Origin of the sequence: Caulobacter mirabilis (genome assembly GCF_002749615.1) — a bacterium.
GTDB lineage: Bacteria > Pseudomonadota > Alphaproteobacteria > Caulobacterales > Caulobacteraceae > Caulobacter > Caulobacter mirabilis.
The window spans coordinates 2,538,073-2,561,992 of sequence record NZ_CP024201.1; the positions used below are offsets into that span (position 1 = coordinate 2,538,073).

Consider the following 23,920-nt stretch of genomic DNA (forward strand, 5'->3'; position numbering starts at 1 on the left):
TCAAAGCACCTGGGTCGCAGCTTCGCGTCCCCGGGCGATCAGGATCAAGGCCCCCTCGCCATCGGCCTCGAAGGTCTGGATCGAGCAGTGGTCGGGGCGGAAGCCCATCACCAGGTCGTGGCCCTCGGCCGTCGAGACCGCGGCGTTGATGGCGACGTAGTGACTGAACACCGCCGCTCCAGCATAGCCCGCCACCGCCGAGGCCACGCTGCGGCGCCAGGCGTCGTAGTCCAGATCGCCGACGATCTCGCCCCAGCGGCCGGCGAAGGCGTCGCGCAGCCAGGCCGAACGGTCGGCGGGCGCGACAGCGGTCGGGGTCGGAATCTCGCCCACGCGCGGGTCGACGACGACCTCGACGCCCAGGGCCGCCGCGAAGGGCGCGGCGGTCTCGCGGCAGCGGCGCAGCGGCGAGGACACCACCCGCGTCGGCCGCTCACCTTCCGGCAGCGCCAGCAGGGCGTCCGCCGCGGCGCGGGCCTGCGCCAGCCCCGCCTCGTCCAGGCCAGGATCATCGTCCGCATCGCCCCAGGTCGAGGACGGCTTGCCGTGGCGGATCATGTAGACGCGCATCTGCGGACTCCGAGAGTGGCCGTCTTGTCCGATGCTGGGATTCGGCGCGGCGGACACGGGTGACACGGCATCGTTACCGAAGGGGCCGGAACGCCTGAACCGTCAGATCGTTCAGCCCTCGGATCAACGGTGAAAGCCTGCGATCCCGATCCGGAAGGCGATCGAAACCCAGATCGAATTCCAGGACCAGGAAGCCCGACGCGATCCCCTGAAAAGGAGTGAACGCCGGGCTTCGCTGCATCTGGGCGTCAGCTCGGCGTGAACAGGTTGCGCTTGCCGTCCGGATGGCGGCTGACGGTCCCGCTCCGCCCCACGCCCTCGCGTTCCTCGAAGCTGCGCAGCGTCGCCTCGTCTTCCGGCAGGACGGCGACGAAGCGGCGATCCTGTTCGTCTCGGCCGACAACGATGCCCATGTGATAGCCGTCGCGGGTGTGGACGACGGTGTAGGTCTCGACCACGCCCGGACCGTGCGGCGCCTCGACGACGGCCGGATGCGGCAGGGCGTCGATCTCGCGCTGGATCACCGCCGGATCCTCGCGCTCCCAGGGCCCCTCGATCGGCCGGGTCGAATAGATCCCCGTCGACTGTTTGGTCAGATACCAGCCGTTCGCGGTGCACAGGCCGTAGCTGCCGGGCTTGGCGCGCAGCTTGGGCAGCATCATCACCACCGAGTGCATGGCGTAGTTGTTCCCCGGCCCGCCGAAGTAGGGCAGACCGCCGGTCACCGTCAGGCCGCGCGGGTCATCGAGCTTCAGCCCGAGCGCCTCTGCTCCGACCTCCACCGCCACCGGGAAGCAGGAGTAGAGGTCGATGAAGTCGACGTCGTCGACGGTGATCCGCGCCATCTCGAAGGCGCGCTTGCCGGTCAGCTCCATGGCCGGGCTGGAATGGAAGTTCTGCCGGTCGATCGGGTGCCACAGGTCGCTGGCGTCGGCGCAGCCGTGCAGGAACACCCACTTGTCCTCCGGAACGCCCAGTTCGCGGGCCTTCCTGACCGAAGTCAGGAGAACGCCGGCCGACTGGTCGACCTCCATGATGGCGTTCAGATACTTCGGATAGGGGAAGCTGACCCAGCGGTTCTGGGCGCCCACCTCGACCAGTTCCGACTCGCTGCGCTCGACCGGGAACCAGGCGTCGGGGTTGGCCGCCGCCACCCGGCTGAACGGCGCGAACAGCTTGCCCAGCCGCTTCTGATGGTCGCCGATCGACCGGCCGTCGCGGGCGCGCAGGGCGTTCTCGAACATCGGGTAGATGTTGATCGGCCGGTTCATGCTGTGGGCGTTCTCGTACGGCGTCGTGCCCGGGCGCGGGTCGCCCATGCGCCGCGGCTCGGCCTCGATCGCGAAGGGATCCTCCCAGCCGGCGAACCCGGCCTGGGTCTTCAGCCGCTTCATCAGGGAGCCGAGGAACTCGGCGCCGCCAGCGAACACGAACTCGCTCTCGCCGCGGGCGATGCGCTCGCAGGCGGTATTGATCAGCTGCTGCGGGCTGTTGCCGCCCATGTGGGTGTAGACCTCCCACGTCGGTTCGGCGCCGACGGCGCGGGAGAAGCTGGCCGGCGGGTTCTTCAGGCGTGGGAACGGCAGCTGCTGGAAGCCGCCCGGCGCGTCGATGGTGAAGCCGACCAGGGCCACCCCGTCCAGGTCCGCCAGCACCGAGGGGGCCAGCCCCGCGTCCGCCGCCGCCCGTTCCGCCGCGATCTTGAGCAGTTCGAGCGGAGACGGCGACTGGGCCGCTTCGCCGCGATAGGTGAATTGGCCCCCTCCGATCAGAACCGGCGTGTCATCCCGCATCGTTCACTCCCTCGCGACGCTGTTTGCCCATCGCTAGCGCCTTCCCGCAGGGGCAACTCAAGCGGTTTGGCGCACTGCCGTCGTTTGAGGCGCCGGGCGCCTTTTTCTTGGGCGCCTGCCGCCTTACGCTGCATCGCAGCGGCGGAACCGCGGCTCCGGTCTGGACGCCGCAAGGCCCGCTGTGCTCCGTCCCCCTCACCGCTCGTGCAGAGGCCCGCATGAAGAAGATCGAAGCCGTCATCAAGCCGTTCAAGCTCGACGAAGTGAAGGAGGCGCTCCAGGAACTGGGCGTCCAGGGCATGACCGTGCTGGAGGCCAAGGGCTACGGCCGCCAGAAGGGCCATACCGAACTGTACCGCGGCGCGGAGTACGTCGTGGACTTCCTGCCCAAGATCAAGATCGAGGTCGTGGTCGCCGACGACCAGCTGACCGGCGCCCTCGACGCCATCCAAAACGCCGCCCGCACGGGCCGCATCGGCGACGGCAAGATCTTCGTCTCGGAGATCGCCGACGTCATCCGCATCCGCACCGGAGAGAACGGCGCCCTGGCCATCTAGGCCCGGACCGCCATCAGAATTCGCATCGAGAGTCTTAGGGGATAGGACACATGGCCAAGACCAAGGCAAAGGACATCCTGGCGCAGATCAAGGAGAAGGACGTCAAGTACGTCGACGTCCGCTTCACCGACATCCGCGGCAAGATGCAGCACGTCACGTTCGACATCGACCTGGTCGACGAGGACTTCCTGGAAGACGGCACCATGTTCGACGGCTCGTCGATCGCCGGCTGGAAGGCCATCAACGAGTCGGACATGAAGCTGCGTCCGGACCTGGACACCGCCTACATCGACCCCTTCTACCAGCAGACCACGCTGTGCCTGTTCTGCGACATCGTGAACCCGGACTCGGGCACGCCCTACAATCGCGACCCGCGCTCGATCGCCAAGACCGCGCTGGCCTATGTGAAGTCCTCGGGCGTGGGCGACACCGTGTTCTTCGGCCCGGAAGCCGAGTTCTTCGTGTTCGACGACGTGCGCTGGTCCACCGCCCCGCACAACACCGGCTACAGCTACGACTCCGAAGAGCTGCCGGCCAACACCAACAAGCAGTACCCCGAAGGCAACATGGGCCATCGCCCAGGCCCGAAGGGCGGCTACTTCCCGGTCAACCCGGTCGACAGCCTGCAGGACATGCGCGGCGAGATGCTGGCCGTCATGGGCGAGCTGGGCATGAAGCCGGAAAAGCACCACCACGAGGTGGCCCCGGCCCAGCATGAACTCGGCCTGAAGTTCGACACCATGATCACCATGGCCGACCGGATGCAGCTGTATAAGTACGTGATCCACAACGTGGCCCACGCCTACGGCAAGACGGCGACCTTCATGGCCAAGCCGATGTTCGCCGACAACGGCTCAGGCATGCACGTCCACCAGTCGATCTGGGCCGACGGCAAGCCGCTGTTCGCGGGCGACCAGTACGCCGGCCTGTCGCAGCTGTGCCTGTGGTACATTGGCGGGATCATCAAGCACGCCAAGGCGATCAACGCGTTCTCGAACTCCACGACGAACAGCTACAAGCGCCTGGTGCCCGGCTACGAAGCCCCGGTGAAGCTGGCCTACTCCAGCCGCAACCGCTCGGCCTCGATCCGCATCCCGCACGTCGACAGCCCGAAGGCCAAGCGCATCGAGTGCCGGTTCCCCGATCCCATGGGCAACCCGTACCTGACCTTCACCGCCCTGCTGATGGCCGGCCTCGACGGCATCGAGAACCGCATCGATCCGGGCGCGGCCGCCGACAAGAACCTCTACGACCTGCCGCCCCGCGAGCAGAAGAAGATCCCGGAAGTCTGCGGCTCGCTGCGCGAAGCCCTGGAGAACCTCGACAAGGACCGCGCCTTCCTCAAGAAGGGCGGCGTCATGGATGACGACTTCATCGACGGCTACATCGAGCTGAAGATGCAGGAAGTCATGCGCCTGCAGCTGCATCCGCACCCGGTCGAGTTCGACATGTACTACTCGTGCTAGTCGGCGACAGCTGACCGATACGGAAGGGCCGGAGAGCGATCTCCGGCCCTTTTCTTGTGCGGCGGCGCCCGATGCTGTCGCAGCCGCGACACAGGATCGTCGCAAACGCGCCTTCCAACCCCGGATCGCGCCGTTTCGCGATGGCGGGATATCGCTGTTCGCCCTACCGATTCCCCCCAGGCGCGAGGGGGCGACTGATTCCGCCGCCTCCCGCGATGGCTGGCGGAGGTCCCCCTATGAAGATCGGTCGAAGCGCGCTCACCCTGTCCTGCGGCCTGGCCGCGCTGACCGCGGCGCTCGCCGCCGCGCCGGCCTTGGCGCAGGAAACGACGCTCGAGGAGATCGTCGTCACCGCCCAGAAGCGCAGCGAGAACCTCCAGGACGTGCCGATCTCGGTCGCCGCCGTCGAGGGCGAACAGCTGAAGAGCATCCTGGCCGGGGGCGAGGACATCCTCGCCCTCTCCGCCCGCGTGCCGGCCCTCTATGTCGAGTCTTCGAACGGCCGGGTGGCGCCGCGGTTCTACATCCGGGGCCTCGGCAACGCCGACTTCGACATCGCCGCCTCACAACCGGTCTCGGTGATCATGGACGAGGTGGTGATGGAGAACGTGGTGCTGAAGAGCACCCCGCTGTTCGACGTCGACCGGGTCGAAATCCTGCGGGGGCCGCAGGGCACGCTGTTCGGCCGCAACACCACCGCCGGCATCGTCAAGTTCGACAGCGTCCGGCCCAGCCAGGACTTCCGGGCCAACGGCACGTTGAGCATCGGCACGTTCCGCACCATCACCCTGGACGCCGGCATGGGCGGCCCGATCATCGACGGCAAGCTGGCCGTCCGCCTGTCGGCCCTGGTCCAGCACCGCGACGACTGGATCGACAACGGCTTCACCGGCGAGAAGGACGCCCTCGGCGGCTTCGACGAACAGGCCGCCCGGCTGCAGCTGCTGTTCACCCCGAACGACCAGCTCAGCGCCCTGTTCAACATCCATAGCCGCACCCTGCAGGGCACCTCGGCGGTGTTCCGCGCCAACATCCTGACGCCGGGCAGCAACAAGCTGAACAAGAACTACGACCGCGACACGGTCTGGTACGACGCCGGCGGCGGCAATCCGCAGGCCTACGACGGCTGGGGCTCTTCGCTGAAGGTCGACTACGACTTCGGCGGCGTGACCCTGACCTCGATCACCGCCTTCGAGAACACCAGCGGCTACAGCCGCGGCGACATCGACGGCGGCAACCCGACGGGACCCGGCTTCATCCCCTTCCAGTCGGACACCACCGACGGCATCGACAACCTCGACCAGTTCACCCAGGAAATCCGCCTGGCCAGCGGCGACGACGGCCCGATGACCTGGCAGGTCGGCGCCTACTATTTCGACTCCGAGCTGGACGCGACGACCAACCCCGGCTTCGCGCCGCCGACCACGCTGCGCCACACCAACACCTCCTGGGCGGTGTTCGGCCAGGCGACCTATCAGGTCACCGAGCCGCTGAAGATCACCGGCGGCCTGCGCTACACCAGCGACGAGAAGGATCTGAAGGTGCTGGCCGGCCCCAACCCGGCCGCGCCGGTCTCGATCTCGGACGAGCGGGTCAGCTGGGACCTGTCCGCCTTCTACGAGGTGACGCCGGACGTCAGCCTGTTCGCCCGGGTGGCCTCCGGCTTCCGCGGCCCGTCGATCCAGGGCCGCGACGTGGCCTTCTTCAACCCGCCGTCGGTCGCCCAGTCCGAAACGATCATGTCCTACGAGGCGGGCTTCAAGAGCGAACTGTTCTCACGCCGGGTCCGCCTCAACGGCGCGGTGTTCACCTACAAGGTCGAGGACCCGCAGTTCACCGCCGTCGGCGGCGGCGGCAACTTCAATCGGCTCATCAACGCCGAAGCCGGCAAGGCCTGGGGCTTCGAGGTCGACGGCGAATGGATCGTCACCGACAATCTGGTCGTGACCGGCGGCTACAGCTACGCCAAGACCGAGATCGACGACTCGAAGCTGGCCGTCGCCGGCTGCGCCCAATGCACCCTGACCGATCCGCTGAACGGCTTCGGCCAGGCCCTCGTCGACGGCAACCCGTTCCCGAACGCGCCGGAGTACATCCTCGACTTCACCGCCCGCTACAGCATCCCCTACGAGGACGGCGAGTTCTTCGTGTTCACCGACTGGAGCGTCCAGGGAAAGACCAACCTCTTCCTGTACGAATCCAAGGAATTCAACAGCGACGGCAACTTCGAGGGCGGTCTGAAGCTCGGCTGGGCCAAGCTGGACGGCTCGCTGGAGGCGGCGCTGTTCGTGCGCAACATCACCGACGAGGACAATCTCGAAGGCGGCATCGACTTCAACAACAACACCGGCTTCGTCAACGAGCCCCGGGTGATCGGAGTCAGCCTCAGCGCGCGGCTGAACTAGAGCGCGTCCTTCGACACGGCGCTTCGCGCCCGCTCAGGATGACGAGGGAACAGTCGCGGAGATCAGCGCTCGAGGAGCACGTGTCGAACCCCGCAATGAACAGGGGACATGAACCGCAGGTTCGTGTCCCCTGTGCCGGCAGCAAACGGGGACACGCACCGCCTCGCGGAGCATGTCCCCCGTCATTCAGCCCTTGCACTCGCCCGTGTGGGCCACATTGACGCCGGCGCCGGCCGCGCCGCAGGCGTTGCCATAGGTCTTGCCGTCGACGCCGCAGACCGGGCGGTAGTCCATCGTGCAGGCCTGCGGGCGCTTCGTGCAGGTCCCCGAGCCGTCGGCGACGTTCACCATCTCGGGCGTCATCCTGCAGTACAGGCCCTCCTGGCACTGCAGGCCGGCGATGCCGCCGCACATGCCGCCCTCGGCCACGCTCGACCGCCCCGGCTCCGACGTTCCTCCGCCCGAGGTCGTCTGGCAGGCGGCGAGCAGCAGAACCGAAACAGCGATGGCGGCATAGCCGCCGAGACGGACGATCATGGGTCTCTCCATTGGAAACGGCCGGCGGACCCAGGGCCCGCCGGCGCGCATCTGTTCAAACGGTAGGTCGTCAGCCTAGGCGCAGGCGCCCGTGCTGGCGACGTTGACGCCCTTCACCGCAGCGGCGCAGGCGTTGTTGTAGGTCTTGCCGTCACAGCCGCAGACCGGCTTGTACTCGAGCGTACAGGCGGTCGGCTTGGCCGTGCAGGTCCCCGCCGCGTCGGCGACGTTGCAGGTTCCAGCCGGCTTGGCGCAGTAGTCGGCGGTGTTCTTGCACTGGATGCCCGCCACGCCGCCGCACATGGCGCCGGTTTCGGCTGGCGTATTGACCGGCGTCGCCGCCGGTGCGGCGGCCGGAGCCGCGGCGGTCGAGGACGCAGCCGGAGCGGCCGCCTCCTTCTTGCCGCAGGCGGCCAGCAGCAGCAGAGACGCGGCCACGACGGTAAGCACTTTGATTGGAGCGATCATGCAGTCCTCCCCAGGCGTCAGTCGCACCGCTGTATAAGCGCGGGGCAGGCCTTCGGTTCCCGGGAAATCGTCGCGACCTTGGATTGACCGTCTCCGGCTTTTCGTCTGATCTGCGCGCCTTCAGTAAGGGCGGGGACGGAATGACTCCCAGATTGCGCGCGGCCTTGGCCGCAACGGCGACGGCGGCTCTTTTGAGCGCCTGCGCCACCACCGGAACAACCACGCCGGCGAACAAGCCGGCCAAGAGCGAAACGCCGGCCAAACCGCCGCGCGCGGGACTGGATCCTTCGGCCAGGCCCGACGCCTTCCCCAGCACCTATGCGCCGCTGCCGTCGCGCACGACGGCGATCCGCGGGGCCACGGTCCTGACGGCCACGGGCCAGGAAATCCCGAACGGCGTGGTGGTCATGTCGGGCGGCAAGATCCTCGTCGTCGGCGGCGCCGACACCGCCATTCCGGCCGACGCCGAGGTCGTCGACGGGTCCGGCAAGTGGATCACGCCGGGGATTATCGACTCCCATAGCCACCTGGGCGTCTATCCCTCCCCCTCCGTGCCGGCGAAGTCGGACGGCAACGAGGCGACCGATCCCAACACCGCCTACGTCTGGGCCGAACATTCGCTATGGCCGCAGGATCCGGGCTTCAACCGCGCCCGCGCCGGGGGGGTGACCACGCTGCAGATCCTTCCGGGCTCGGCCAACCTGTTCGGCGGCCGCTCGGTGGCGGTCCGCAACGTGCCCAGCGTGACCATGCAGGGGATGAAGTTCCCCGGCGCGCCCTATGGCGTGAAGATGGCCTGCGGCGAGAATCCCAAGCGGGTCTACGGCGGCAAGGGCCGCACCCCCTCGACCGCCATGGGCAACGTGGCCGGCTACCGCCGGGCCTGGATCGACGCGGCGGACTACGCTCGCAAGTGGGACGACTACCGCGCCAAGTCCGAAAAGGGCGAGAAGGCCGATGCGCCCAAGCGCGACCTGACCCTGGACACCCTGGCCGGCGTGCTGCGCGGCGAGATCCTGGTTCAGAACCACTGCTACCGGGCCGACGAGATGGCCGTCATGATCGATGTGGCCAAGGAGTTCGGCTACAGGATCACGATGTTCCACCACGCCAGCGAGGCCTACAAGGCCGGCGCGCTGCTGGCCAAGGAAGACATCTGCTTCGCCACCTGGGCGGACTGGCAGGGCTTCAAGATGGAGTCGCTGGACGGCATCGAGGCCAACGCCGCGATCGCCTACAAGGCCGGCGCCTGCACCGTCATCCACTCCGACGACGAGACCATGACCCAGCGGCTGAACCAGGAAGCCGCCCTGGCCATGGCCGCCGGCAACCGCATCGGCTTCGGCATCACCCGGGCCGAGGCGATCAGCTGGATCACGGCCAACCCGGCCAAGGCCATGGGCATCGCCGACCAGACCGGTTCACTGGTCCCCGGCAAGCGCGCCGACGTGGTGATCTGGAGCGGCGATCCGTTCAGCACCTACTCGCTGGCCGAGCGCGTCTTCCTCGACGGGGCCGTGGTCTACGACCGCAAGGATCCCCGCTACCAACCCAAGTCTGATTTCGAGCTCGGCACGCCCGGCGCGGGAGCCTTCCACCAATGAAACGCGCCCTCTTTGCTTTCGCGGCCCTGATCGCCGCTTCCCCCGCCGCCGCTGAGACGGTGGCCATCGTCAACGCCCGGATCGAGATCGGCAACGGGACCCCGACCCTTCCGTCGGGAACCGTCGTGCTGAAGGACGGCCGCATCGCCGCCGTCGGCGCGGGGGTCTCCGCGCCGGCCGGCGCCCGCGTCATCGACGCCAAGGGCGGCGTGGTCACGCCCGGCCTGGTCTTCCCGTCGACCAACCTGTCGGCCTCGGAGATCGGCGGGGTGCGCAGCACCCGCGACGACAACTCCGGCAGCCTCTCGGCCGGTTTCGACATCAGCTACAGCTTCAACCCCGCCTCGGCGATGATCCCGCTGGCCCGCCAGACCGGAGTCACCACCGCGGTCGTCACGCCCACCCTGGGCGGCGGCGGCGGCGGTCACGCCCATGACGGCTGGGAAGGCGACGGCCGGGACGATTTCGCCGGCGGCGACACCCACGGCCTGCCCAATCTGTTCGCCGGCCAGGCCGCGACCATCACCCTGGCCGACGGCCGCGACCAGCTGCTGAAGAGCAAGGTCGCCGTCGTGCTGGACCTCGGCGAGGACGGGGCCCGGGCGGCCGGCGGCTCGCGCGGCGCCGACCTGGTGCTGATCCGCGCCGCGCTGGAGGACGCCCGCCTCTACGCCCGCAACCGCGCCGCCTTCGCCCGCGGCGAGACCCGCGAGCTGGGTCTGTCGCGCATCGATCTGGAAGCGCTGGTCCCGGTGGTCGAGGGGCGCACCCCGCTGCTGCTCCGCGTCCATCGCGCCTCCGACATCCGCCAGGCCCTGCGTCTGGCGCGCGAAGAGAAGCTGAAGATCATTCTGGAAGGCGCCGAGGAAGGCTGGCTCGTCGCCGACGAACTGGCCGCCGCCGGCGTGCCGGTGATCCTCGACAGCCAGGCCAGCCTGCCCAGCCAGTTCGAGGCCCTGGGCTCGCGCCTGGACAACGCCGCACGCCTCCAGCGGGCCGGGGTCCAGATCGCGATCATGGGCAGCCGCGACTTCAACAACCTGCGCCAGGCGCGCCTCAACGCCGGCCTCGCCGTCGCCTACGGCCTGCCGCGCGAGGCCGCCATCGCGTCGGTGACGTCGGTTCCGGCGAAGATCTGGGGCCTGACCTCCACCGGCTCGCTCGAGACCGGCAAGGAGGCCGACGTGGTGCTGTGGAACGGCGACCCGCTGGAGACGACCAGCTGGCCGGTCGCGGTCTTCATCGACGGCGTCGAGCAGCCGCAGAGCACGCGGGCGTTCGAGCTCCGCGACCGCTACGCCAGGCCGAACGCGAGCGGCTACCCGCCCGCGTACAGCCACTAGATCATGGGTTGCCGATCTTCCTCGGCGGCAGGGCGCGCTTGATCCCGCGCGTGAAGCCGCTGGGGAAGACGGTCAGGTGATCCTCGCCCTCGACCACCGTCGAGGCGAGGCGAAGGCCCGGATAGTTCCGGGCCTTCAGCGTCTGCTCGAACCGCTGGTTGTCGCCGACCATGTCGGTGTCGGTGTAGCGCGGGTCGCCCGCCTTCACCGTCTCGAAGGCGCCGATGTACAGGAAGACGTCCGCCGGCAGATCCTTATGGGTTTCGGCATAGCGCGCCTCGACCCCAAACATGTGCCGCTTGTCGTACCAGAGCGACGGACTGCCCAGGATGTAGTGGCTGAACGTCTCGGGCTTGGTGAACAGGACCTGGGCCCCGAGCAGCGCGCCGTAGGAGTGGCCCATGTAGACGCGCCGCGCCGGATCGGTGCGGAACTTGCCGTCCACGAACGGCAACGCCTGGGAGACGACATAATCCGCATAGGCCGCGCCCTGACCGTGAACCTGGTCCTTCGGCGCACTCGACGGACCGTTCGGGGTCAGGGTGTAGTCCCGGCGGCGGCTGCTGACGGGATCGTCGCCCACGGCGTAGGAGAGGCCGACCAGGATGAAGTCCTCCAGCCCCTCGCCGTTCGCGCCGACGCGGCGTGAGATGCTCCGGACCACCGGAAAGGCGTAGTCGGCGTCGGTGACGTAGACCACCGGATACCGCCGCCCAGGCTCCTTGGCGTAGGAGGCCGGCAGGCTGACGAAGACCTGGTAGCTTCGGCCCGACTTCGGGTCTGGAACAGTCCAGACCTGGGTGTCCTTGAGGACGTAGGGCTGCCCTTCGGCGACCTCGGCGGGCGCGCTCTGGGCCTTCACGGCGCCCGAACAGGCCGGCAGCAACAACACGGCGGCCAGCAAGGCCAGTTTGAAGCCTGATTTCACGTCGAATCCCCCAGGGCGCACAGAACCAAGATCGGCCACCGTAGAGCGGATTGTGACCGAGGTGCGGCGGCGCGCCACTTGCTCTGCTTGCCCCGACGCCGCATACGCACCGTTCCCGAATCGTTCGAAACTCCCCCGCGTAATGACCGCCTCGACTCCTTCCCTGTTCGGTGACGACGACGACGCTCTGAAGCCCGTCCCCGCACCGCCGCTGGCCACGCCGCACGAGCCCCGCCCCGATCCCAAGGCCGTCACCTCGGCCAAGGCCGCCGAGAAGCCCGCCCCGGCCCCCGCGCCGTCGGGCAACTACGACGCCAGCGCCATCGAGGTGCTCGAGGGCCTGGAGCCGGTCCGGATGCGTCCGGGCATGTACATCGGCGGCACCGACGAGCGGGCCCTGCACCACCTGTTCGCCGAGGTGCTCGACAACTCGATGGACGAGGCCGTGGCCGGCCACGCCAAGTCGATCGAGGTCAGCCTGGACGCCGACGGCTTCCTGACCGTGAAGGACGACGGCCGCGGCATGCCCGTGGATCCGCACCCCAAGCACCCGGGCAAGTCGGCGCTGGAAGTGATCATGACCGTCCTGCACGCAGGCGGTAAGTTCAGCGGCAAGGCTTACGAGACCTCCGGCGGCCTGCACGGCGTCGGCGCCTCGGTGGTCAACGCCCTGTCCGAGCGTCTGGAGGTCACCGTCTGGCGGGACGGCTTCGAGCACCGCCAGAACTTCGAGCGCGGCAAGCCGACCGGCCCGCTGCAGCAGGTCGCGCCGTCCCGCAAGAAGGGCACCCAGGTGCGCTTCCTGCCCGACCCGCAGATCTTCGGCGACGGAGCGATCTTCAAGCCCGCGCGCCTGTACCGGATGGCCCGGTCGAAGGCCTATCTGTTCCGCGGCGTGCAGATCAAATGGTCCTGCGATCCCTCGCGAATCCACGACCAGACCCCGCCGGAAGCCACCTTCCACTTCCCCAACGGCCTGGCCGATTTCCTGGCCGAGCGGGTCAAGACCACCGCCACCGTCACCGAGAGCGCCTTCAGCGGCCGCATCGAACGTCAGGGCGAAGCCGGCGCCGTTGAATGGGCCGTGACCTGGACGCCGCAGGGCTTCGGCGAGGCCGACGGCTTCATGCAGTCCTACTGCAACACCGTGCCGACCCCCGAGGGCGGCACGCACGAGGCCGGCTTCCGCGCGGCCTTGACCAAGGGCCTGAAGGCCTACGGCGAGCTGGCGGGCGAGAAGCGCGCCGGCATCATCACCGCCGACGACGTCATCGCCAACGCCGGCGCCCTGATCAGCGTCTTCATCCGCAATCCCGAGTTCCAGGGCCAGACCAAGGAACGGCTGTCGTCGTCCGACGCCCAGCGCCTGGTCGAGAACGCCCTGCGCGATCCGTTCGACCACTGGCTGACCGCCTCGCCCAAGGCGGCGCGCAGCCTGCTGGACTTCGTCATCGACCGGGCCGAGGAGCGCCTCAAGCGCCGCAAGGACAAGGAGGTCTCGCGCGCTTCGGCGACCCGCAAGCTGCGCCTGCCCGGCAAGCTGGCCGACTGTTCCGGCGCGGCCGTGGACGGCGCCGAGCTGTTCCTGGTCGAGGGCGACTCGGCCGGCGGCTCGGCCAAACAGGCGCGCGACCGCAAGACCCAGGCGATCCTGCCCCTGCGCGGCAAGATCCTGAACGTGGCCAGCGCCTCCGGCGACAAGCTGATGGGCAACAAGGAGCTGGCCGACCTGATGCTGGCCCTGGGCGTGCAGCCCGGGAACAAGTACCGGGAAGAGGACCTGCGCTACGAGCGCATCGTCATCATGACCGACGCCGACGTCGACGGCGCCCACATCGCCAGCCTGTTGATCACCTTCTTCTACAGAACGGTTCCGGAACTGGTGCGTGGCGGCAAGCTGTTCCTGGCCATGCCGCCGCTCTACCGCATCAGCCACGGCGGCAAGTCGCTCTACGCCCGCGACGACGCTCACAAGGACGAGCTGCTGGCCACCGAGTTCAAGAACAAGAAGCCCGAGATCGGCCGCTTCAAGGGCTTGGGCGAAATGATGCCCGCGCAGCTCAAGGAAACCACCATGGACCCGAGCAAGCGGACCATGGCCCGGGTGGTCCTGCCGCGTGATGAAAGCAGCGTCGAGGACCTTGTCGAGACCCTCATGGGTCGCAAGCCCGAGCTGCGCTTCCGCTTCATCCAGGAGAACGCCGAGTTCGCCGCGGCCGACGTGGACATCTGAGGCACAACGCACGGCTCGCCCGGTAAAGCGCTGGGCGATCAGAGTAATTCCAAAATCCTGCACGCGCCGCGCCCAGTCGCGGCGCGTCTGCATTTGCCCCCACGTGCAGCGGGATCACATCTGCTCAAACCTATTTGATCGGGCTTTATCGGGAACGCCCGGCCGTTGCCGATAGTTTTGCTCCGAGGCGTCGCGGGACGGCGACGCCCTGTACGCGTAACTGTCGGGACCTTGCATGCTACAGACAGAGATCGAGACGACCATGGCTCCGGCCATGGCGCAGCCCCCTGCGCTGGACCTTTCCCGGACCGCTCTGTTCCTGGATCTGGACGGCACCCTGGCGGCCATCGAGCCGACCCCCGACGCCGTCGGGCCCCAGCCGCGGCGCAACTGGATGCTGCACGAGCTGTCGCGCCAGCTGCACGGGCGGCTGGCCGTGCTGAGCGGTCGTTCGATCGACGACATCGACCGCATCCTGGGCGAGACGGTCCGCAGCCTGGCCGGCGTGCATGGGCTGGAGCGCCGAACGCCGCAGGGCGAACGCGTCGACCTGAAACCGCATCCCGACCTGCCTGCCGTCGCCGGCATGCTGCAGAGCTTCGCGGCCGGCCAAAGCGGCCTGCTGCTGGAGCCCAAGGAACGCAGCCTGGCCCTGCACTACCGCGGTCACCCGCCGGCCGAGGCCGCCTGCCTGGAGATCGCCCACCGCCTCGGCGCCGCCTACGGCCTGACGGTACAGGAGGGGCGCATGGTCGTGGAACTGCGCACGCCGGGTCCGGACAAGGGCGACGCCCTTCAGGTCTTCATGAACGACCCCGTCTTCGTCGGCGCGACGCCGGTGATGGTCGGCGACGACCTGACCGACGAGGACGCCTTCACGGCCGCCGAGACCCTGGGCGGCTTCGGCGTGCTGGTCGGCGATCCGCGCCCGACCGCCGCGCGCTATCGCCTCGATGATCCCAAGGCCGTACTGGCCTGGCTTGAGGAGTCGATCGCTTGAGCCGCCTGATCGTCGTCTCCAACCGTGTGAACCTGTCCCGCGACACCGGCGCCGGAGCCGTCGGCGGCCTGGCCGCCGCGATCGCCGCCGCCCTGCGCGAACGGCCGGGGATCTGGTTCGGCTGGAGCGGCGAGACCACCCCTCAGTACACCGGCCAGATCGCCATGGAGCGGATCGGCGAGGTCACCGTGGCGCGGGTCGATCTCGAGGAGCAGGACGTCGAGGAATACTACAACGGCTACGCCAACAAGACGCTGTGGCCGCTGTTCCACAACCGCATCGACCTGACCGCCTACGAGCGCCCGTTCGACGCCGGCTACGCCCGGGTGAACCGCCGCTTCGCCGAGGCCCTGGCCCCGCTGATCGCGCCGGACGACCTGATCTGGGTGCACGACTATCACCTGGCCCCGCTGGCCCGGGAGCTGCGGGCGCTGGGCGTGAAGAACCGGATCGGCTTCTTCCTGCACATCCCCTGGCCGGCGCGGCAGCTGCTGACCACCCTGCCCGGCCACCGCAAGCTGGTCGAGGCGCTGTTCCATTACGACCTGATCGGCTTCCAGACCGAGGATCACCTCACCGCCGTGACCGACTATCTGGCGCACGAGATCGGGGCCGCCCCGATCTCGGCGACGGGCGAGGTCGAGGCCTTCGGCCTACGAACTCAGCTGGGCGTGTTCCCGATCGGCATCGAGGCGCCCGACTTCCGCGACGGCTCCCGGTCGCCGCTCGGCGAGGAGAGCTTCCAGCGGATGCGCGAGAGCCAGGCCGGCCGCAAGATGGTGCTGGGCGTCGACCGCCTCGACTATTCCAAGGGGCTGGAGGAGCGCTTCCTATCTTACGAACAGTTCCTCGCCGCGCATGAGGAACAGCGGGAAAAAGTCTTCCTGCTGCAGATCGCCACCCTCAGCCGCGACAGCGTCGAGGCCTATCAGGAGCTGCGCGGCCGGCTGGACGCCATCGCCGGTCGGGTGAACGGCGCCTACGGGACCGTCGACTGGGTGCCGCTGCGCTATATCAACAGCGGTTATCGGCAGGACGAGCTGGCCGGCATCTACCGCGCCGCCCATGTCGGCCTGGTCACGCCGTTGCGGGACGGGATGAACCTGGTGGCCAAGGAGTACGTCGCCGCGCAGGATCCGGAGGATCCGGGCGTACTGATCCTGTCGCGCTTCGCCGGCGCGGCCGCCCAGATGGGCTCGGCCCTGATCGTCAATCCCTACGACCGCGACGACGTCGCCGCCGCCATCCAGCGGGCCCTCTCCATGGGCTACGCCGAGCGGCGCAAGCGATGGGAACGGCTGATGGAGACGGTCGCCCGCGACGACGTCAGCGCCTGGCGCACCCGGTTCGTGGACGCCCTCGGCGCGCCGCGGCGACCGCGCCCGAGGCTGGCCAACGACGCGGCGTGACGATCCTCGATTTGACCGGCGTCTAGGATCCGCGCCCGGCCACTACCGTGTGGCGCACCGGTTCGCCCTTGAGGCCCTTGGCCGTCCAGCTGACGCCGACGCCGCCCTTCAGCGACGGAATGCCGGTGCAGAAGGCCAGCGGGACGAAGATCGGCCGCCTCTGGGTCATGCACAGCCTGTCGCCCTTCATCTGCCAGCTGCCGCCCGTACGCTGGCCATTGGCGCGCAGGGCTTCGTACTGCCCATTCCGCTCCAGCCACAGCTTGGTCGACTTGCCGTCCGGATAGGTGCTGACGATGGTGTTCTGGAACGCGGGCTCCAGAATGGCGAGCGGCAGGGGCGCCGGGGCGAGCAAGGTCGCCACGAGCGCGCCCGCGCCCACGATGATTGCCGACATCCGTCCTCCTCCCGGCCCTCCTCGCTACGGCCACATCACACGACTGTTGCAAAACCGTCACCCGATTTCTTCCGAACCGGGAACATATCCACAGCCGGAGTGTCGCACTTGACGCCCGGCGGGAGAGGCCTCATTGCGCCGCCATCACCCCTTCCGGCTGGACCTCGACGCGCCGATGACGCGCCCGATCACGCGACCGACCCTCGATACGCTGCAGGCCGGGCGGGCGTTCGCCGCGCTCGTGGTGCTGCTGTTCCATGTCGAGATCACCCTGGCTCTGCCCCAGTACCTGGGCCGCGAGATCCATCCCGTCTTCGACATGGGCTACAGCGGCGTCCACTTCTTCTTCGTGCTCAGCGGCTTCGTGATCATGCTGGCGCACGGCCGCGACCTGGGCCGCCCGGAAGCCGTCTCGGAATTCGTCTGGAAGCGGTTCCGGCGCATCTATCCGCCGCTCTGGATCGTCCTGCTGGCGATGCTCCCGCTGGTCCTGGCCGCGCCGGCGGTGAACCACAACGCTCCGCTCGATCCCCTGGACCTGCTGTCCGCCTTCGCCCTGGCTCCGGCCCTGCACGAGCCGCTCCTCAGCGTGGCCTGGACGCTGCGCCATGAGATGCTGTTCTACGCCGTGTTCGGACTGATCATCTGGCGGCCAAAGCTCGGCCTTTCGGTCGGCGCGATCTGGATGGCGCTGTCCGCCGTGCTGCCCTGGCTGGGGATCGACGACTGGCTGCGCTTCTTCTTCACCAGCCAGCATCTGCTGTTCGGGTTCGGGGCCTTGGCCTACGTCGCCCTGGAACGCGGCTGGGTGCGGCTCCCGCGACTCACCCTGTTCGTCGGGATCGCCCTGTTCACGGTCACCTGGAGCATCCCGCTGCTCAAGCTTCCGCTCAACGGCGTCATCGGCAATTGGGCGTTCGGCCTGGGCGCCGCCCTGGCCATCGCCGGGGCCGCCGCCGTGGAGCGCGGCCGGGGACTGCGCACGCCGCGCGCGCTCGCCTTCCTGGGCGAGGCGTCCTACGCCGTCTACCTGGCGCATCTGCCGATCATCTACCTGGCGGCCGAGGTCATCGACCGGAGCGCCGTCCTGCGCGGCCTGCCCGCGCCGCTGCTGTTCTGGAGCGTCGCCGCCGTCTCCCTGGCCGTCGGCGTCGCCTTCCATCTGGCCGTCGAGAAGCCCCTGCTGAAGCGCCTCCCGAACCGGTCGCCGCTGCGCGCGGCGACCGGCGGCGCCCTGCCCTGAGTCCTCGCGAAACCAAGCAAACATTGACTTTGCGAGGTTTCCGCCTATGTAGACCGCCAAGCTCCGGGCAGGTCTGGCGAATCCGCGCCGCCCGCTCGCCCAAGATCCGGGCGGCTCGGCGCTTCCGATTAAGCGAGACATGACCGAATTTTCCCAGCTGGGGCTTAGCGCTCCCACCCTGCAGGCGGTGGCCGATACCGGCTACACGACCGCCACCCCCATCCAAGAGCAGGCCATCCCGGTGGCCCTGGCCGGCCGCGACGTCCTGGGCATCGCCCAGACCGGCACCGGCAAGACCGCCGCCTTCACCCTGCCGATGATCGACCGCCTGGCCTCGGGCCGCGCCCGCGCGCGGATGCCCCGCGCCCTGGTGCTCGCCCCGACCCGCGAACTGGCCGACCAGGTCGCCGCCTCGTTCGAGAAGTACGCCAAGGGCCAGAAGCTCAGCTGGGCCCTGCTGATCGGCGGCGTCTCGATGGGCGACCAGGTCGCCGCCCTCGACAAGGGCGTGGACGTGCTGATCGCCACCCCGGGCCGCCTGCTCGACCTGTTCGACCGCAGCAAGATCCTGCTGACCGGCGTGCAGCTGATGGTCGTCGACGAAGCCGACCGCATGCTCGACATGGGCTTCATCCCGGACATCGAGCGGATCTTCAAGCTGACGCCGCCCAAGCGTCAGACCCTGTTCTTCAGCGCCACCATGCCGCCGGAAATCACCCGGCTGACGCAGCAGTTCCTGAAGGACCCGACCCGCATCGAGGTCGCCCGTCCGGCCACGACCGCCGACACCATCACCCAGTACCTGGCCAAGATCCCGACCAGCGACCCGAAGGCCAAGCGCACCGCGCTGCGCAGCCTGATCGACCGCAGCGAGATCAAGAACGGGATCGTCTTCTGCAACCGCAAGAGCGAGGTCGACATCGTCGCCAAGTCGCTGCGGACCCACGGCTATGACGCCGGCGCCATCCACGGCGACCTGGATCAGGCCACGCGGATGAGGACGCTGGAGAACTTCCGCAAGGGCGAGCTGAAGTTGCTCTGCGCCTCGGATGTCGCCGCCCGCGGCCTCGACATCCCGGACGTCAGCCACGTCTTCAACTACGATGTCCCGCACCACGCCGACGACTATGTCCACCGCATCGGCCGCACCGGCCGCGCCGGCCGCACCGGCGAGGCGTTCATGATCGTGACGCCGGGCGACGACAAGAACCTGGACAAGGTCCTCAAGCTGATCGGCAAGACCCCGAAGGAAGCCACCTTCGAGGGCATCGACTGGTCGACGGTGAAGACCGAGGCCCGCCATAAGGAAGCCAACAAGCGCGACCGTGAACGCGCCCGGGGCGACAAGGGCCGCGGTCGCGGCCGTCCGGCCTCGGAGACCTCGGTCGTGTCGATGGAGGCCATCGCCGCCCCCACGCCGACCTCCGAAACGCCGGCCGAGAAACCCGCGCGCCGCAAGCGCCCGGCCAAGACCGAGCCGGTCGAGACCGTCGTCGCCGCGCCGGTGAAGGCCGCCAAGCCGCCCAGGGCGGAAGAGGCGCCGATCCCGCTGCCCTCCGAACGTCCGGACCGCCAGCGTCGCGAAGCCGCCCGCCCGGAACCGCGCGAGCGGGATCGCGACCGGGATCGCGGCCGTCGCGACGACCGCCGCCGCGACGATCGCGGCGAGGATCGTGACGACCGCCGCGTCGTCGGCTTCGGCGCCGACATGCCGGCCTTCATGATGCGCGCCACGCCCCTCGCGACGACGACGCCGGAAGACTAGAGCCTGAGCAGAACCCGCCCCTGTTTGGCGCGGGTTTCGAACCGTTCGAAGGCGGCGTCGGCGTTTGAAACGTCGAAGACGCTGTCGATGACCGGTTTCAGCACGCCCGCCTCGTACAGCGCCACCAGTCGGGCCAGCTTGGCCGGATCGGTGCGCAGCATCATCAGCCAGCCGGCGCGTTTGCGGCCGAAGGCGGCGCGGACGAAGGCCCCCAGGTCGTGGGTCGGGTTGCTGCTGACGAAGGTCCCGTCCCGCGAGAGATAGGGCGAGGCCTCCGCGAAGGACGACTTGGCCGGCGCGTCCAGGATCAGGTCGAAGCGATCGCCCTTGCGGTATCGCGGCTCGGTCTCGTACGGCCGCACCTCGGTCGCGCCCTGCATGCCGACCCAGTCGGCGTTGACCGCCGAACAGATCGCCGTCACCCGCGCGCCCCGGCTGGCCGCCAGCTGCACCGCATAGGCCCCGACGCCGCCGGCCGCCCCGATCACCAAACACCTCTGGCCCGGCGTCAGGGGGCGGATCCGCTCCAGCACCTCGATGGCGGTCAGTCCCATGACCACCAGGGCGGCGGCCGCCTCGTCCCCCAAGGTATCCGGGATGGCGACCATGTCGCGCTCGTCCACACAGGCGAATTCGGCATGGACGCGCGGGCCGTTCAGCACGTGGCAGTAGCCGATGACGCGCTGGCCGGCGCGGATGCGGGCGCCGTCGGTCCGCGCCGTCCCGACGAACTCGAACCCGGTCAGGACAGGTCCCGCGCGGCGGAAGCCCTTCACCTGCGAAGCCCAGCCGCCGGCGCGGACCTGGACGTCCATTTCGTTCACCGCCGAGACGGCGATCTGGACCAGAATCCGACCAGGACCGGGAACGGGTCTCGGAACCTCGATGACCCGCGAGCGATGATTCACCGTGTCCACGGCCAGAGCGCGCATCGCGTTCACGCCGCCGCCTCGATCCGGACGCCGAACGACCGCATCCGAGCGACGGCGCGGCCGGGATCGATGATCTGTTCCGGAAACAGCAGCCCGCCCGCCGGCGGCGGATCGCCGTCCAGGCCCAGCAGCCGTTCGACGCCGATCAGCACGCCCAGCCCGGTCAGATGCGCCTGCCCCTTGGGATCGCTCACCAGCGTCCGCTGGCTCGTCGTCTCGCCGGTCGCGGCCAGGCCGGTCAGGTCGATGTACAGATCATGCGAGGCTGGACCGCCCGCCGCCGTTCCGATGGAAGTCCCGCTGCCCAGATCGAAGCGCACGTCGCGCGCGCCGGTCACGGCGGCCAAACCCGGCGTGTCGAGCACGCCCATCGGCAGGGCGTCGAAAGGGTCCCCGCCGCCACGCGTCACCGACCGGCCGTTTTCAGCCGCCTCGACCGTCGCCCAGACTCCGTCCCTGCGGATCAGCGCCCGCCCGACGAAACCCTCGGCGTCGCCGGCGGTCATCGGCCCGATCGGGTCGGCATAGTCGTACAGCGACGCCAGTTCGATCCGGTCCACGCGCGTGAACCCCTTCGCGGCCGCCATGGCGGCGAAGGTCAGGGCGCCCGCCAGCCAGTGGCCGAGCATCAGCGCCGGGCGGCGCGATAGGATCGCAGCGGTCATCGCCCGCGGCGCCATCAGGCTGTCCGCCGTCCCGACGATGCTGATGTGACCGGCCCCGGTCAGCAGCGCCGCCGTCTGCAGATGATCGCCCGGGTCATGCAAGGCGGCGATGACCAGGTCGACCGGCCCCACGGCGGCCAGGTCGGCGACAGGATCGGCGACGTCTAGGCGAGCCGTACGTGCGCGCAGCTCCCCGGCCAGCGCTTCGCCGCTTTCCGGATGGCGGCCGGCGAGGATCAGGTCCAGGTCATGCCCCGCCGCGCGCAGATGGCGGGCGATCATGCCCCCGACCAGGCCGTAGCCGCCGGCGATGAGGATCCGCGCGCTCACAGGGCTGCCGCCATGCGGTATTCGCTGGGAAAACCGTGATCCCGCGTCAACCTCGGCGATCGGGTCTCGCTCAGGATGCGCAGCCCCATCGCCTGGTAGAAGCCGACCGCCGGATTGTCGGCCAGGACGTCGAGCTGCAGCTCGCGATAGCCCGCCGCCCTCGCCCGTCCGATCGCCGCCTCGAGCAGCGCCCGGCCGGCGCCCTTGCCGCGATGGGCCGGCGGGGCCGACAGCGCGTGAAGATAGTAGACGTCGTCGGGAACGTGGGCGTTGAGATAGCTGGCCTCCTCGGCCCGCTCAAGCAGCCCCGCCAGTTCCTCATGGGTCGCGACCCCGCGGGCCAGCAGGTCCGACGCGAGGCCCGCCAGGTTGGCCTTGAAGGCATAGAAGTTCGGGCCGGCGAACCCCAGCTCGATGCCAAGCAGGTCGTCGCCGTCGAACATCGCCGTAGTGCAGGCGGCGCAGAACAAGGTGTCCGCTGTCGGCCAGGACGCTCCCACCATCCGATCCAGCAGATCCCCGGGGCCGAACTGGTAGCCGTAGCTGACCGGTCCGGTGGCGCGGATCAGATCGGGTATCAGGGCGGCGATGTGTTCGGCCTGTTCCGTGGTCGGCGTCGCGGGTGGATTGAGCTTGGCGGTCATCGTTCCCTCCGTTAGATGTGTTGTTATTACGATTGGTAACTTACTTATCGTAACTTATGTCGGACGCGCTGGCTGTCAAGCGGCGGTCGCAGCCAGAAGGGAGCGCACATGTCGAACAGGCGAATGCCGCGCGAGGAACGGCGGCGACAGCTTCTGGAAACCGCGGCGACCGTCATCCGCACCGAGGGCACCGACGCCCTCACCCTGGCGCGCCTGGCCGAACAGGCCGGGGTGACCAAACCGATCGCCTACGAACACTTCGGAACCCGAGCCGGACTGCTGATCGCCCTCTATCGGCACTTCGACGAGCAGCAGTCGGAGGCCGTGCACGCCGCCCTGGCCGAGACCGCCAGGACGCTCGACGACGCGGTCGCCATCGTCGCGGCGGCCTATGTCGACTGCGTTCTACAAGCCGGACCCGAGTACGGCGCGATCGCCGCGGCTTTGTCGGCCAGCGAGGAGATGAGCGACGTCCGCCAGACCCTGCGCGAGGGCTACGTCGACCTCTACCAGGCGGCGCTGGCCCGATTCGTCTTGGATCCGGCCGCAGTGTCCCGTCCGCTTCTTCTGGGCCTGATCGCCGCCGCCGACGGCTTGTCGGAAGCCGCCGCCGCCGAACGCATGAGCCGCGACGAAGCCGTCGACGCCCTCTCGCGGATCATGCTGGGCGCGCTGAGGGACTAGCGCCGGACGAACGGCGTTCCCAACTGAGAGTCAGCTTCAGTCGGAGGGTTTCCCCATGTTCGATCACCTGTCCGTAGGCGTCCGCGACCTGGCCGCCGCGCGCCGCTTCTACGACGCCTTCTTCGCGCCGCTGGGCAGCGCCAACGCCTGGGCCGCGGAGGCGGAGCTGGCCTACGGGCCCGGCGGAACCAGCCGACAGTTCTTCCTCTATCCGGTGACCGGCGACCAGGTTCACGGCCTGGGAACCCACATCGCCTTCTCGGCCGACAGCCGCGCGGCGGTCGACGCCGCCTATGCGGCCGCCCTCGCCCACGGCGCGACCACGATCCGGGCCGCCGGCCTGCACCCGGACGTCGCGCCCGACTACTACGGCGCGGTGGTGCTCGATCCAGACGGCAACAAGCTCGAGATCGTCGCCGACACCATGCACTGATCGCCCGCTGACCCAGCGGACAAACGAAAGGGCGCGGCTTCCACCGCGCCCTTTCTCAATTTCAGGTCGGCTCTAGAGCCCGAGCTGGCTGTCGCAGTTGTCGGCGGCGGCCTGGACCGCGGCCGGGGCCAGCTTGTCGAGGCGAGCCTCCTCGGCCTTGCGTTCCTGCTGGCTGGCGCGGCTGTCGGCCGGCGACAGGTCGGTGCGGGTGGCCAGGGCCAGCGAGGTGCGCTCGCGCGCGGCGTCCAGCTTGGCGATGCGCTTCTTGGCGCCGGCGTTGGCCGAATCGGACTCGAGCTGGCTGGCGGCCACTTCATAGGCGGCGATACAGCGAGCCTGGACCCGGAAATCGACCCGGGCCTGGGCCGCCGTGACGGCGGTCAGCGAGGCCAGAGCGGCCACGAAGGCAACCTTACGCATGATACTCTCCAGTCGCAGCGGGGCCGGAAAGCCCCGGGAGGCGAAACATCCTGCTTCGCCATGAGGGCTTCAATACGGCGCCGAAGCTGACGCG

22 protein-coding genes and 1 pseudogene are annotated in these 23,920 nt (G+C 69.0%); 13 read left to right on the plus strand and 10 right to left on the minus strand.

Annotated features, from left to right (window positions below):
* The gene (locus CSW64_RS12325) at nt 1–570 is read right to left on the minus strand and encodes a histidine phosphatase family protein (RefSeq protein WP_099622395.1); all 570 of its coding nucleotides are present in this window, start codon (nt 568–570) and stop codon (nt 1–3) included.
* A gap of 248 nt (nt 571–818) precedes the next feature.
* Nucleotides 819–2,363 (minus strand): acetyl-CoA acetyltransferase, encoded by a 1,545-nt coding sequence (locus CSW64_RS12330; protein ID WP_099622396.1) that lies wholly within the window; start codon nt 2,361–2,363, stop codon nt 819–821.
* Nucleotides 2,364–2,581: 218 nt separating this feature from the next.
* Here CSW64_RS12330 and CSW64_RS12335 point away from each other — a divergent pair, with 218 nt between their 5' ends.
* The 4 genes and pseudogenes from CSW64_RS12335 to CSW64_RS12345 all read left to right on the plus strand — a co-directional run bounded on the left by CSW64_RS12335 (nt 2,582) and on the right by CSW64_RS12345 (nt 6,791).
* Complete coding sequence (locus tag CSW64_RS12335) at nt 2,582–2,920, plus strand: P-II family nitrogen regulator (protein WP_099622397.1); 339 nt, start codon at nt 2,582–2,584, stop codon at nt 2,918–2,920.
* Nucleotides 2,921–2,970: 50 nt separating this feature from the next.
* A complete protein-coding gene (gene glnA / locus CSW64_RS12340; RefSeq protein ID WP_099622398.1) occupies nt 2,971–4,386 on the plus strand; it encodes a type I glutamate--ammonia ligase in 1,416 nt (471 codons plus the stop codon).
* 236 nt (nt 4,387–4,622) lie between these two features.
* Nucleotides 4,623–5,097 (plus strand): annotated as a pseudogene (locus tag CSW64_RS22485) (TonB-dependent receptor plug domain-containing protein); the annotation flags it as partial.
* An 89-nt stretch (nt 5,098–5,186) separates the two neighbouring features.
* Complete coding sequence (locus tag CSW64_RS12345) at nt 5,187–6,791, plus strand: TonB-dependent receptor (RefSeq protein WP_425430377.1); 1,605 nt, start codon at nt 5,187–5,189, stop codon at nt 6,789–6,791.
* A 186-nt stretch (nt 6,792–6,977) separates the two neighbouring features.
* On the opposite strand, the gene CSW64_RS12350 is transcribed toward CSW64_RS12345, so the two are convergent.
* On the minus strand, nt 6,978–7,328 hold the full coding sequence (locus CSW64_RS12350) for a Kazal-type serine protease inhibitor domain-containing protein (RefSeq protein ID WP_099622400.1): 351 nt from the start codon (nt 7,326–7,328) through the stop codon (nt 6,978–6,980).
* Between the two features lie 75 nt (nt 7,329–7,403).
* Nucleotides 7,404–7,796, minus strand: a complete 393-nt coding sequence (locus tag CSW64_RS12355; RefSeq protein WP_099622401.1) for a Kazal-type serine protease inhibitor domain-containing protein — start codon at nt 7,794–7,796, stop codon at nt 7,404–7,406.
* Nucleotides 7,797–7,936: 140 nt separating this feature from the next.
* On the opposite strand from CSW64_RS12355, the gene CSW64_RS12360 reads away from it, so the two are divergent.
* Nucleotides 7,937–9,400: an amidohydrolase gene (locus CSW64_RS12360; protein WP_099622402.1), complete on the plus strand. Its 1,464-nt coding sequence runs from the start codon at nt 7,937–7,939 to the stop codon at nt 9,398–9,400.
* Nucleotides 9,397–10,743: an amidohydrolase family protein gene (locus CSW64_RS12365; protein ID WP_099622403.1), complete on the plus strand. Its 1,347-nt coding sequence runs from the start codon at nt 9,397–9,399 to the stop codon at nt 10,741–10,743. The genes CSW64_RS12360 and CSW64_RS12365 overlap by 4 nt, the downstream gene beginning before the upstream one ends.
* Nucleotide 10,744: 1 nt before the next feature.
* Here the strand turns inward: CSW64_RS12365 and CSW64_RS12370 are convergent, their stop codons facing one another.
* A complete protein-coding gene (locus tag CSW64_RS12370; RefSeq protein ID WP_099622404.1) occupies nt 10,745–11,671 on the minus strand; it encodes an alpha/beta hydrolase in 927 nt (308 codons plus the stop codon).
* A gap of 142 nt (nt 11,672–11,813) precedes the next feature.
* Here CSW64_RS12370 and parE point away from each other — a divergent pair, with 142 nt between their 5' ends.
* From parE to otsA, 3 genes are all read left to right on the plus strand, one after another.
* The gene (gene parE, locus CSW64_RS12375; protein WP_099622405.1) at nt 11,814–13,904 is read left to right on the plus strand and encodes a DNA topoisomerase IV subunit B; all 2,091 of its coding nucleotides are present in this window, start codon (nt 11,814–11,816) and stop codon (nt 13,902–13,904) included.
* Nucleotides 13,905–14,139: 235 nt separating this feature from the next.
* Nucleotides 14,140–14,904, plus strand: coding sequence for a trehalose-phosphatase (gene otsB, locus CSW64_RS12380; RefSeq protein WP_245863683.1), 765 nt, complete (start codon nt 14,140–14,142; stop codon nt 14,902–14,904).
* A complete protein-coding gene (otsA, locus tag CSW64_RS12385) occupies nt 14,901–16,313 on the plus strand; it encodes an alpha,alpha-trehalose-phosphate synthase (UDP-forming) (protein ID WP_099622406.1) in 1,413 nt (470 codons plus the stop codon). Before otsB ends, otsA begins: the two co-directional genes overlap by 4 nt.
* Nucleotides 16,314–16,335: 22 nt before the next feature.
* On the opposite strand, the gene CSW64_RS12390 is transcribed toward otsA, so the two are convergent.
* Nucleotides 16,336–16,710, minus strand: coding sequence for a hypothetical protein (locus tag CSW64_RS12390; RefSeq protein WP_099622407.1), 375 nt, complete (start codon nt 16,708–16,710; stop codon nt 16,336–16,338).
* Nucleotides 16,711–16,843: 133 nt separating this feature from the next.
* Between CSW64_RS12390 and CSW64_RS12395 the strand changes: the two genes are divergently transcribed.
* A complete protein-coding gene (locus tag CSW64_RS12395; RefSeq protein ID WP_099622408.1) occupies nt 16,844–17,953 on the plus strand; it encodes an acyltransferase family protein in 1,110 nt (369 codons plus the stop codon).
* 139 nt (nt 17,954–18,092) lie between these two features.
* Nucleotides 18,093–19,718 carry a DEAD/DEAH box helicase gene (locus CSW64_RS12400; protein ID WP_099622409.1) on the plus strand — a complete coding sequence of 542 codons (1,626 nt, stop codon included), beginning with the start codon at nt 18,093–18,095 and terminating at the stop codon, nt 19,716–19,718.
* On the opposite strand, the gene CSW64_RS12405 is transcribed toward CSW64_RS12400, so the two are convergent.
* The 3 genes from CSW64_RS12405 to CSW64_RS12415 are packed head-to-tail and all read right to left on the minus strand — an operon-like array spanning nt 19,715 to nt 22,289.
* Nucleotides 19,715–20,650 (minus strand): NAD(P)-dependent alcohol dehydrogenase, encoded by a 936-nt coding sequence (locus CSW64_RS12405; protein WP_245863903.1) that lies wholly within the window; start codon nt 20,648–20,650, stop codon nt 19,715–19,717. The two genes, CSW64_RS12400 and CSW64_RS12405, sit on opposite strands and share 4 nt — an antisense overlap.
* Before the next feature lie 5 nt (nt 20,651–20,655).
* Complete coding sequence (locus tag CSW64_RS12410) at nt 20,656–21,645, minus strand: Rossmann-fold NAD(P)-binding domain-containing protein (RefSeq protein ID WP_216361170.1); 990 nt, start codon at nt 21,643–21,645, stop codon at nt 20,656–20,658.
* Nucleotides 21,642–22,289, minus strand: coding sequence for a GNAT family N-acetyltransferase (locus tag CSW64_RS12415; RefSeq protein WP_099622411.1), 648 nt, complete (start codon nt 22,287–22,289; stop codon nt 21,642–21,644). Before CSW64_RS12415 ends, CSW64_RS12410 begins: the two co-directional genes overlap by 4 nt.
* Before the next feature lie 108 nt (nt 22,290–22,397).
* Here CSW64_RS12415 and CSW64_RS12420 point away from each other — a divergent pair, with 108 nt between their 5' ends.
* Together CSW64_RS12420 and CSW64_RS12425 are read left to right on the plus strand one after the other, a co-directional pair.
* Nucleotides 22,398–22,973, plus strand: a complete 576-nt coding sequence (locus tag CSW64_RS12420) for a TetR/AcrR family transcriptional regulator (protein ID WP_216361171.1) — start codon at nt 22,398–22,400, stop codon at nt 22,971–22,973.
* A gap of 55 nt (nt 22,974–23,028) precedes the next feature.
* Nucleotides 23,029–23,406: a VOC family protein gene (locus CSW64_RS12425; RefSeq protein WP_099622413.1), complete on the plus strand. Its 378-nt coding sequence runs from the start codon at nt 23,029–23,031 to the stop codon at nt 23,404–23,406.
* A 72-nt stretch (nt 23,407–23,478) separates the two neighbouring features.
* Here CSW64_RS12425 and CSW64_RS12430 read toward each other — a convergent pair whose 3' ends face one another.
* Nucleotides 23,479–23,826, minus strand: a complete 348-nt coding sequence (locus CSW64_RS12430; RefSeq protein WP_099622414.1) for a hypothetical protein — start codon at nt 23,824–23,826, stop codon at nt 23,479–23,481.
* Between the last annotated feature and the right edge of the window lie 94 nt (nt 23,827–23,920).

What these genes read in the sequence shown, in the direction of transcription:
- CSW64_RS12335 (WP_099622397.1), top strand. Translation starts at nt 2,582, where the DNA reads ATGAAGAAGATCGAAGCCGTCATCAAGCCGTTCAAGCTCGACGAAGTG.
- CSW64_RS12420 (WP_216361171.1), top strand. Translation starts at nt 22,398, where the DNA reads ATGTCGAACAGGCGAATGCCGCGCGAGGAACGGCGGCGACAGCTTCTG.
- CSW64_RS12365 (WP_099622403.1), top strand. Translation starts at nt 9,397, where the DNA reads ATGAAACGCGCCCTCTTTGCTTTCGCGGCCCTGATCGCCGCTTCCCCC.
- parE (WP_099622405.1), top strand. Translation starts at nt 11,814, where the DNA reads ATGACCGCCTCGACTCCTTCCCTGTTCGGTGACGACGACGACGCTCTG.
- CSW64_RS12325 (WP_099622395.1), bottom strand. Translation starts at nt 570, where the DNA reads ATGCGCGTCTACATGATCCGCCACGGCAAGCCGTCCTCGACCTGGGGC.
- CSW64_RS12360 (WP_099622402.1), top strand. Translation starts at nt 7,937, where the DNA reads ATGACTCCCAGATTGCGCGCGGCCTTGGCCGCAACGGCGACGGCGGCT.
- otsB (WP_245863683.1), top strand. Translation starts at nt 14,140, where the DNA reads ATGCTACAGACAGAGATCGAGACGACCATGGCTCCGGCCATGGCGCAG.
- CSW64_RS12355 (WP_099622401.1), bottom strand. Translation starts at nt 7,796, where the DNA reads ATGATCGCTCCAATCAAAGTGCTTACCGTCGTGGCCGCGTCTCTGCTG.
- CSW64_RS12415 (WP_099622411.1), bottom strand. Translation starts at nt 22,289, where the DNA reads ATGACCGCCAAGCTCAATCCACCCGCGACGCCGACCACGGAACAGGCC.
- glnA (WP_099622398.1), top strand. Translation starts at nt 2,971, where the DNA reads ATGGCCAAGACCAAGGCAAAGGACATCCTGGCGCAGATCAAGGAGAAG.
- CSW64_RS12430 (WP_099622414.1), bottom strand. Translation starts at nt 23,826, where the DNA reads ATGCGTAAGGTTGCCTTCGTGGCCGCTCTGGCCTCGCTGACCGCCGTC.
- CSW64_RS12345 (WP_425430377.1), top strand. Translation starts at nt 5,187, where the DNA reads ATGGGCGGCCCGATCATCGACGGCAAGCTGGCCGTCCGCCTGTCGGCC.
- CSW64_RS12425 (WP_099622413.1), top strand. Translation starts at nt 23,029, where the DNA reads ATGTTCGATCACCTGTCCGTAGGCGTCCGCGACCTGGCCGCCGCGCGC.
- CSW64_RS12350 (WP_099622400.1), bottom strand. Translation starts at nt 7,328, where the DNA reads ATGATCGTCCGTCTCGGCGGCTATGCCGCCATCGCTGTTTCGGTTCTG.
- CSW64_RS12400 (WP_099622409.1), top strand. Translation starts at nt 18,093, where the DNA reads ATGACCGAATTTTCCCAGCTGGGGCTTAGCGCTCCCACCCTGCAGGCG.
- CSW64_RS12405 (WP_245863903.1), bottom strand. Translation starts at nt 20,650, where the DNA reads ATGCGCGCTCTGGCCGTGGACACGGTGAATCATCGCTCGCGGGTCATC.
- CSW64_RS12330 (WP_099622396.1), bottom strand. Translation starts at nt 2,363, where the DNA reads ATGCGGGATGACACGCCGGTTCTGATCGGAGGGGGCCAATTCACCTAT.
- CSW64_RS12390 (WP_099622407.1), bottom strand. Translation starts at nt 16,710, where the DNA reads ATGTCGGCAATCATCGTGGGCGCGGGCGCGCTCGTGGCGACCTTGCTC.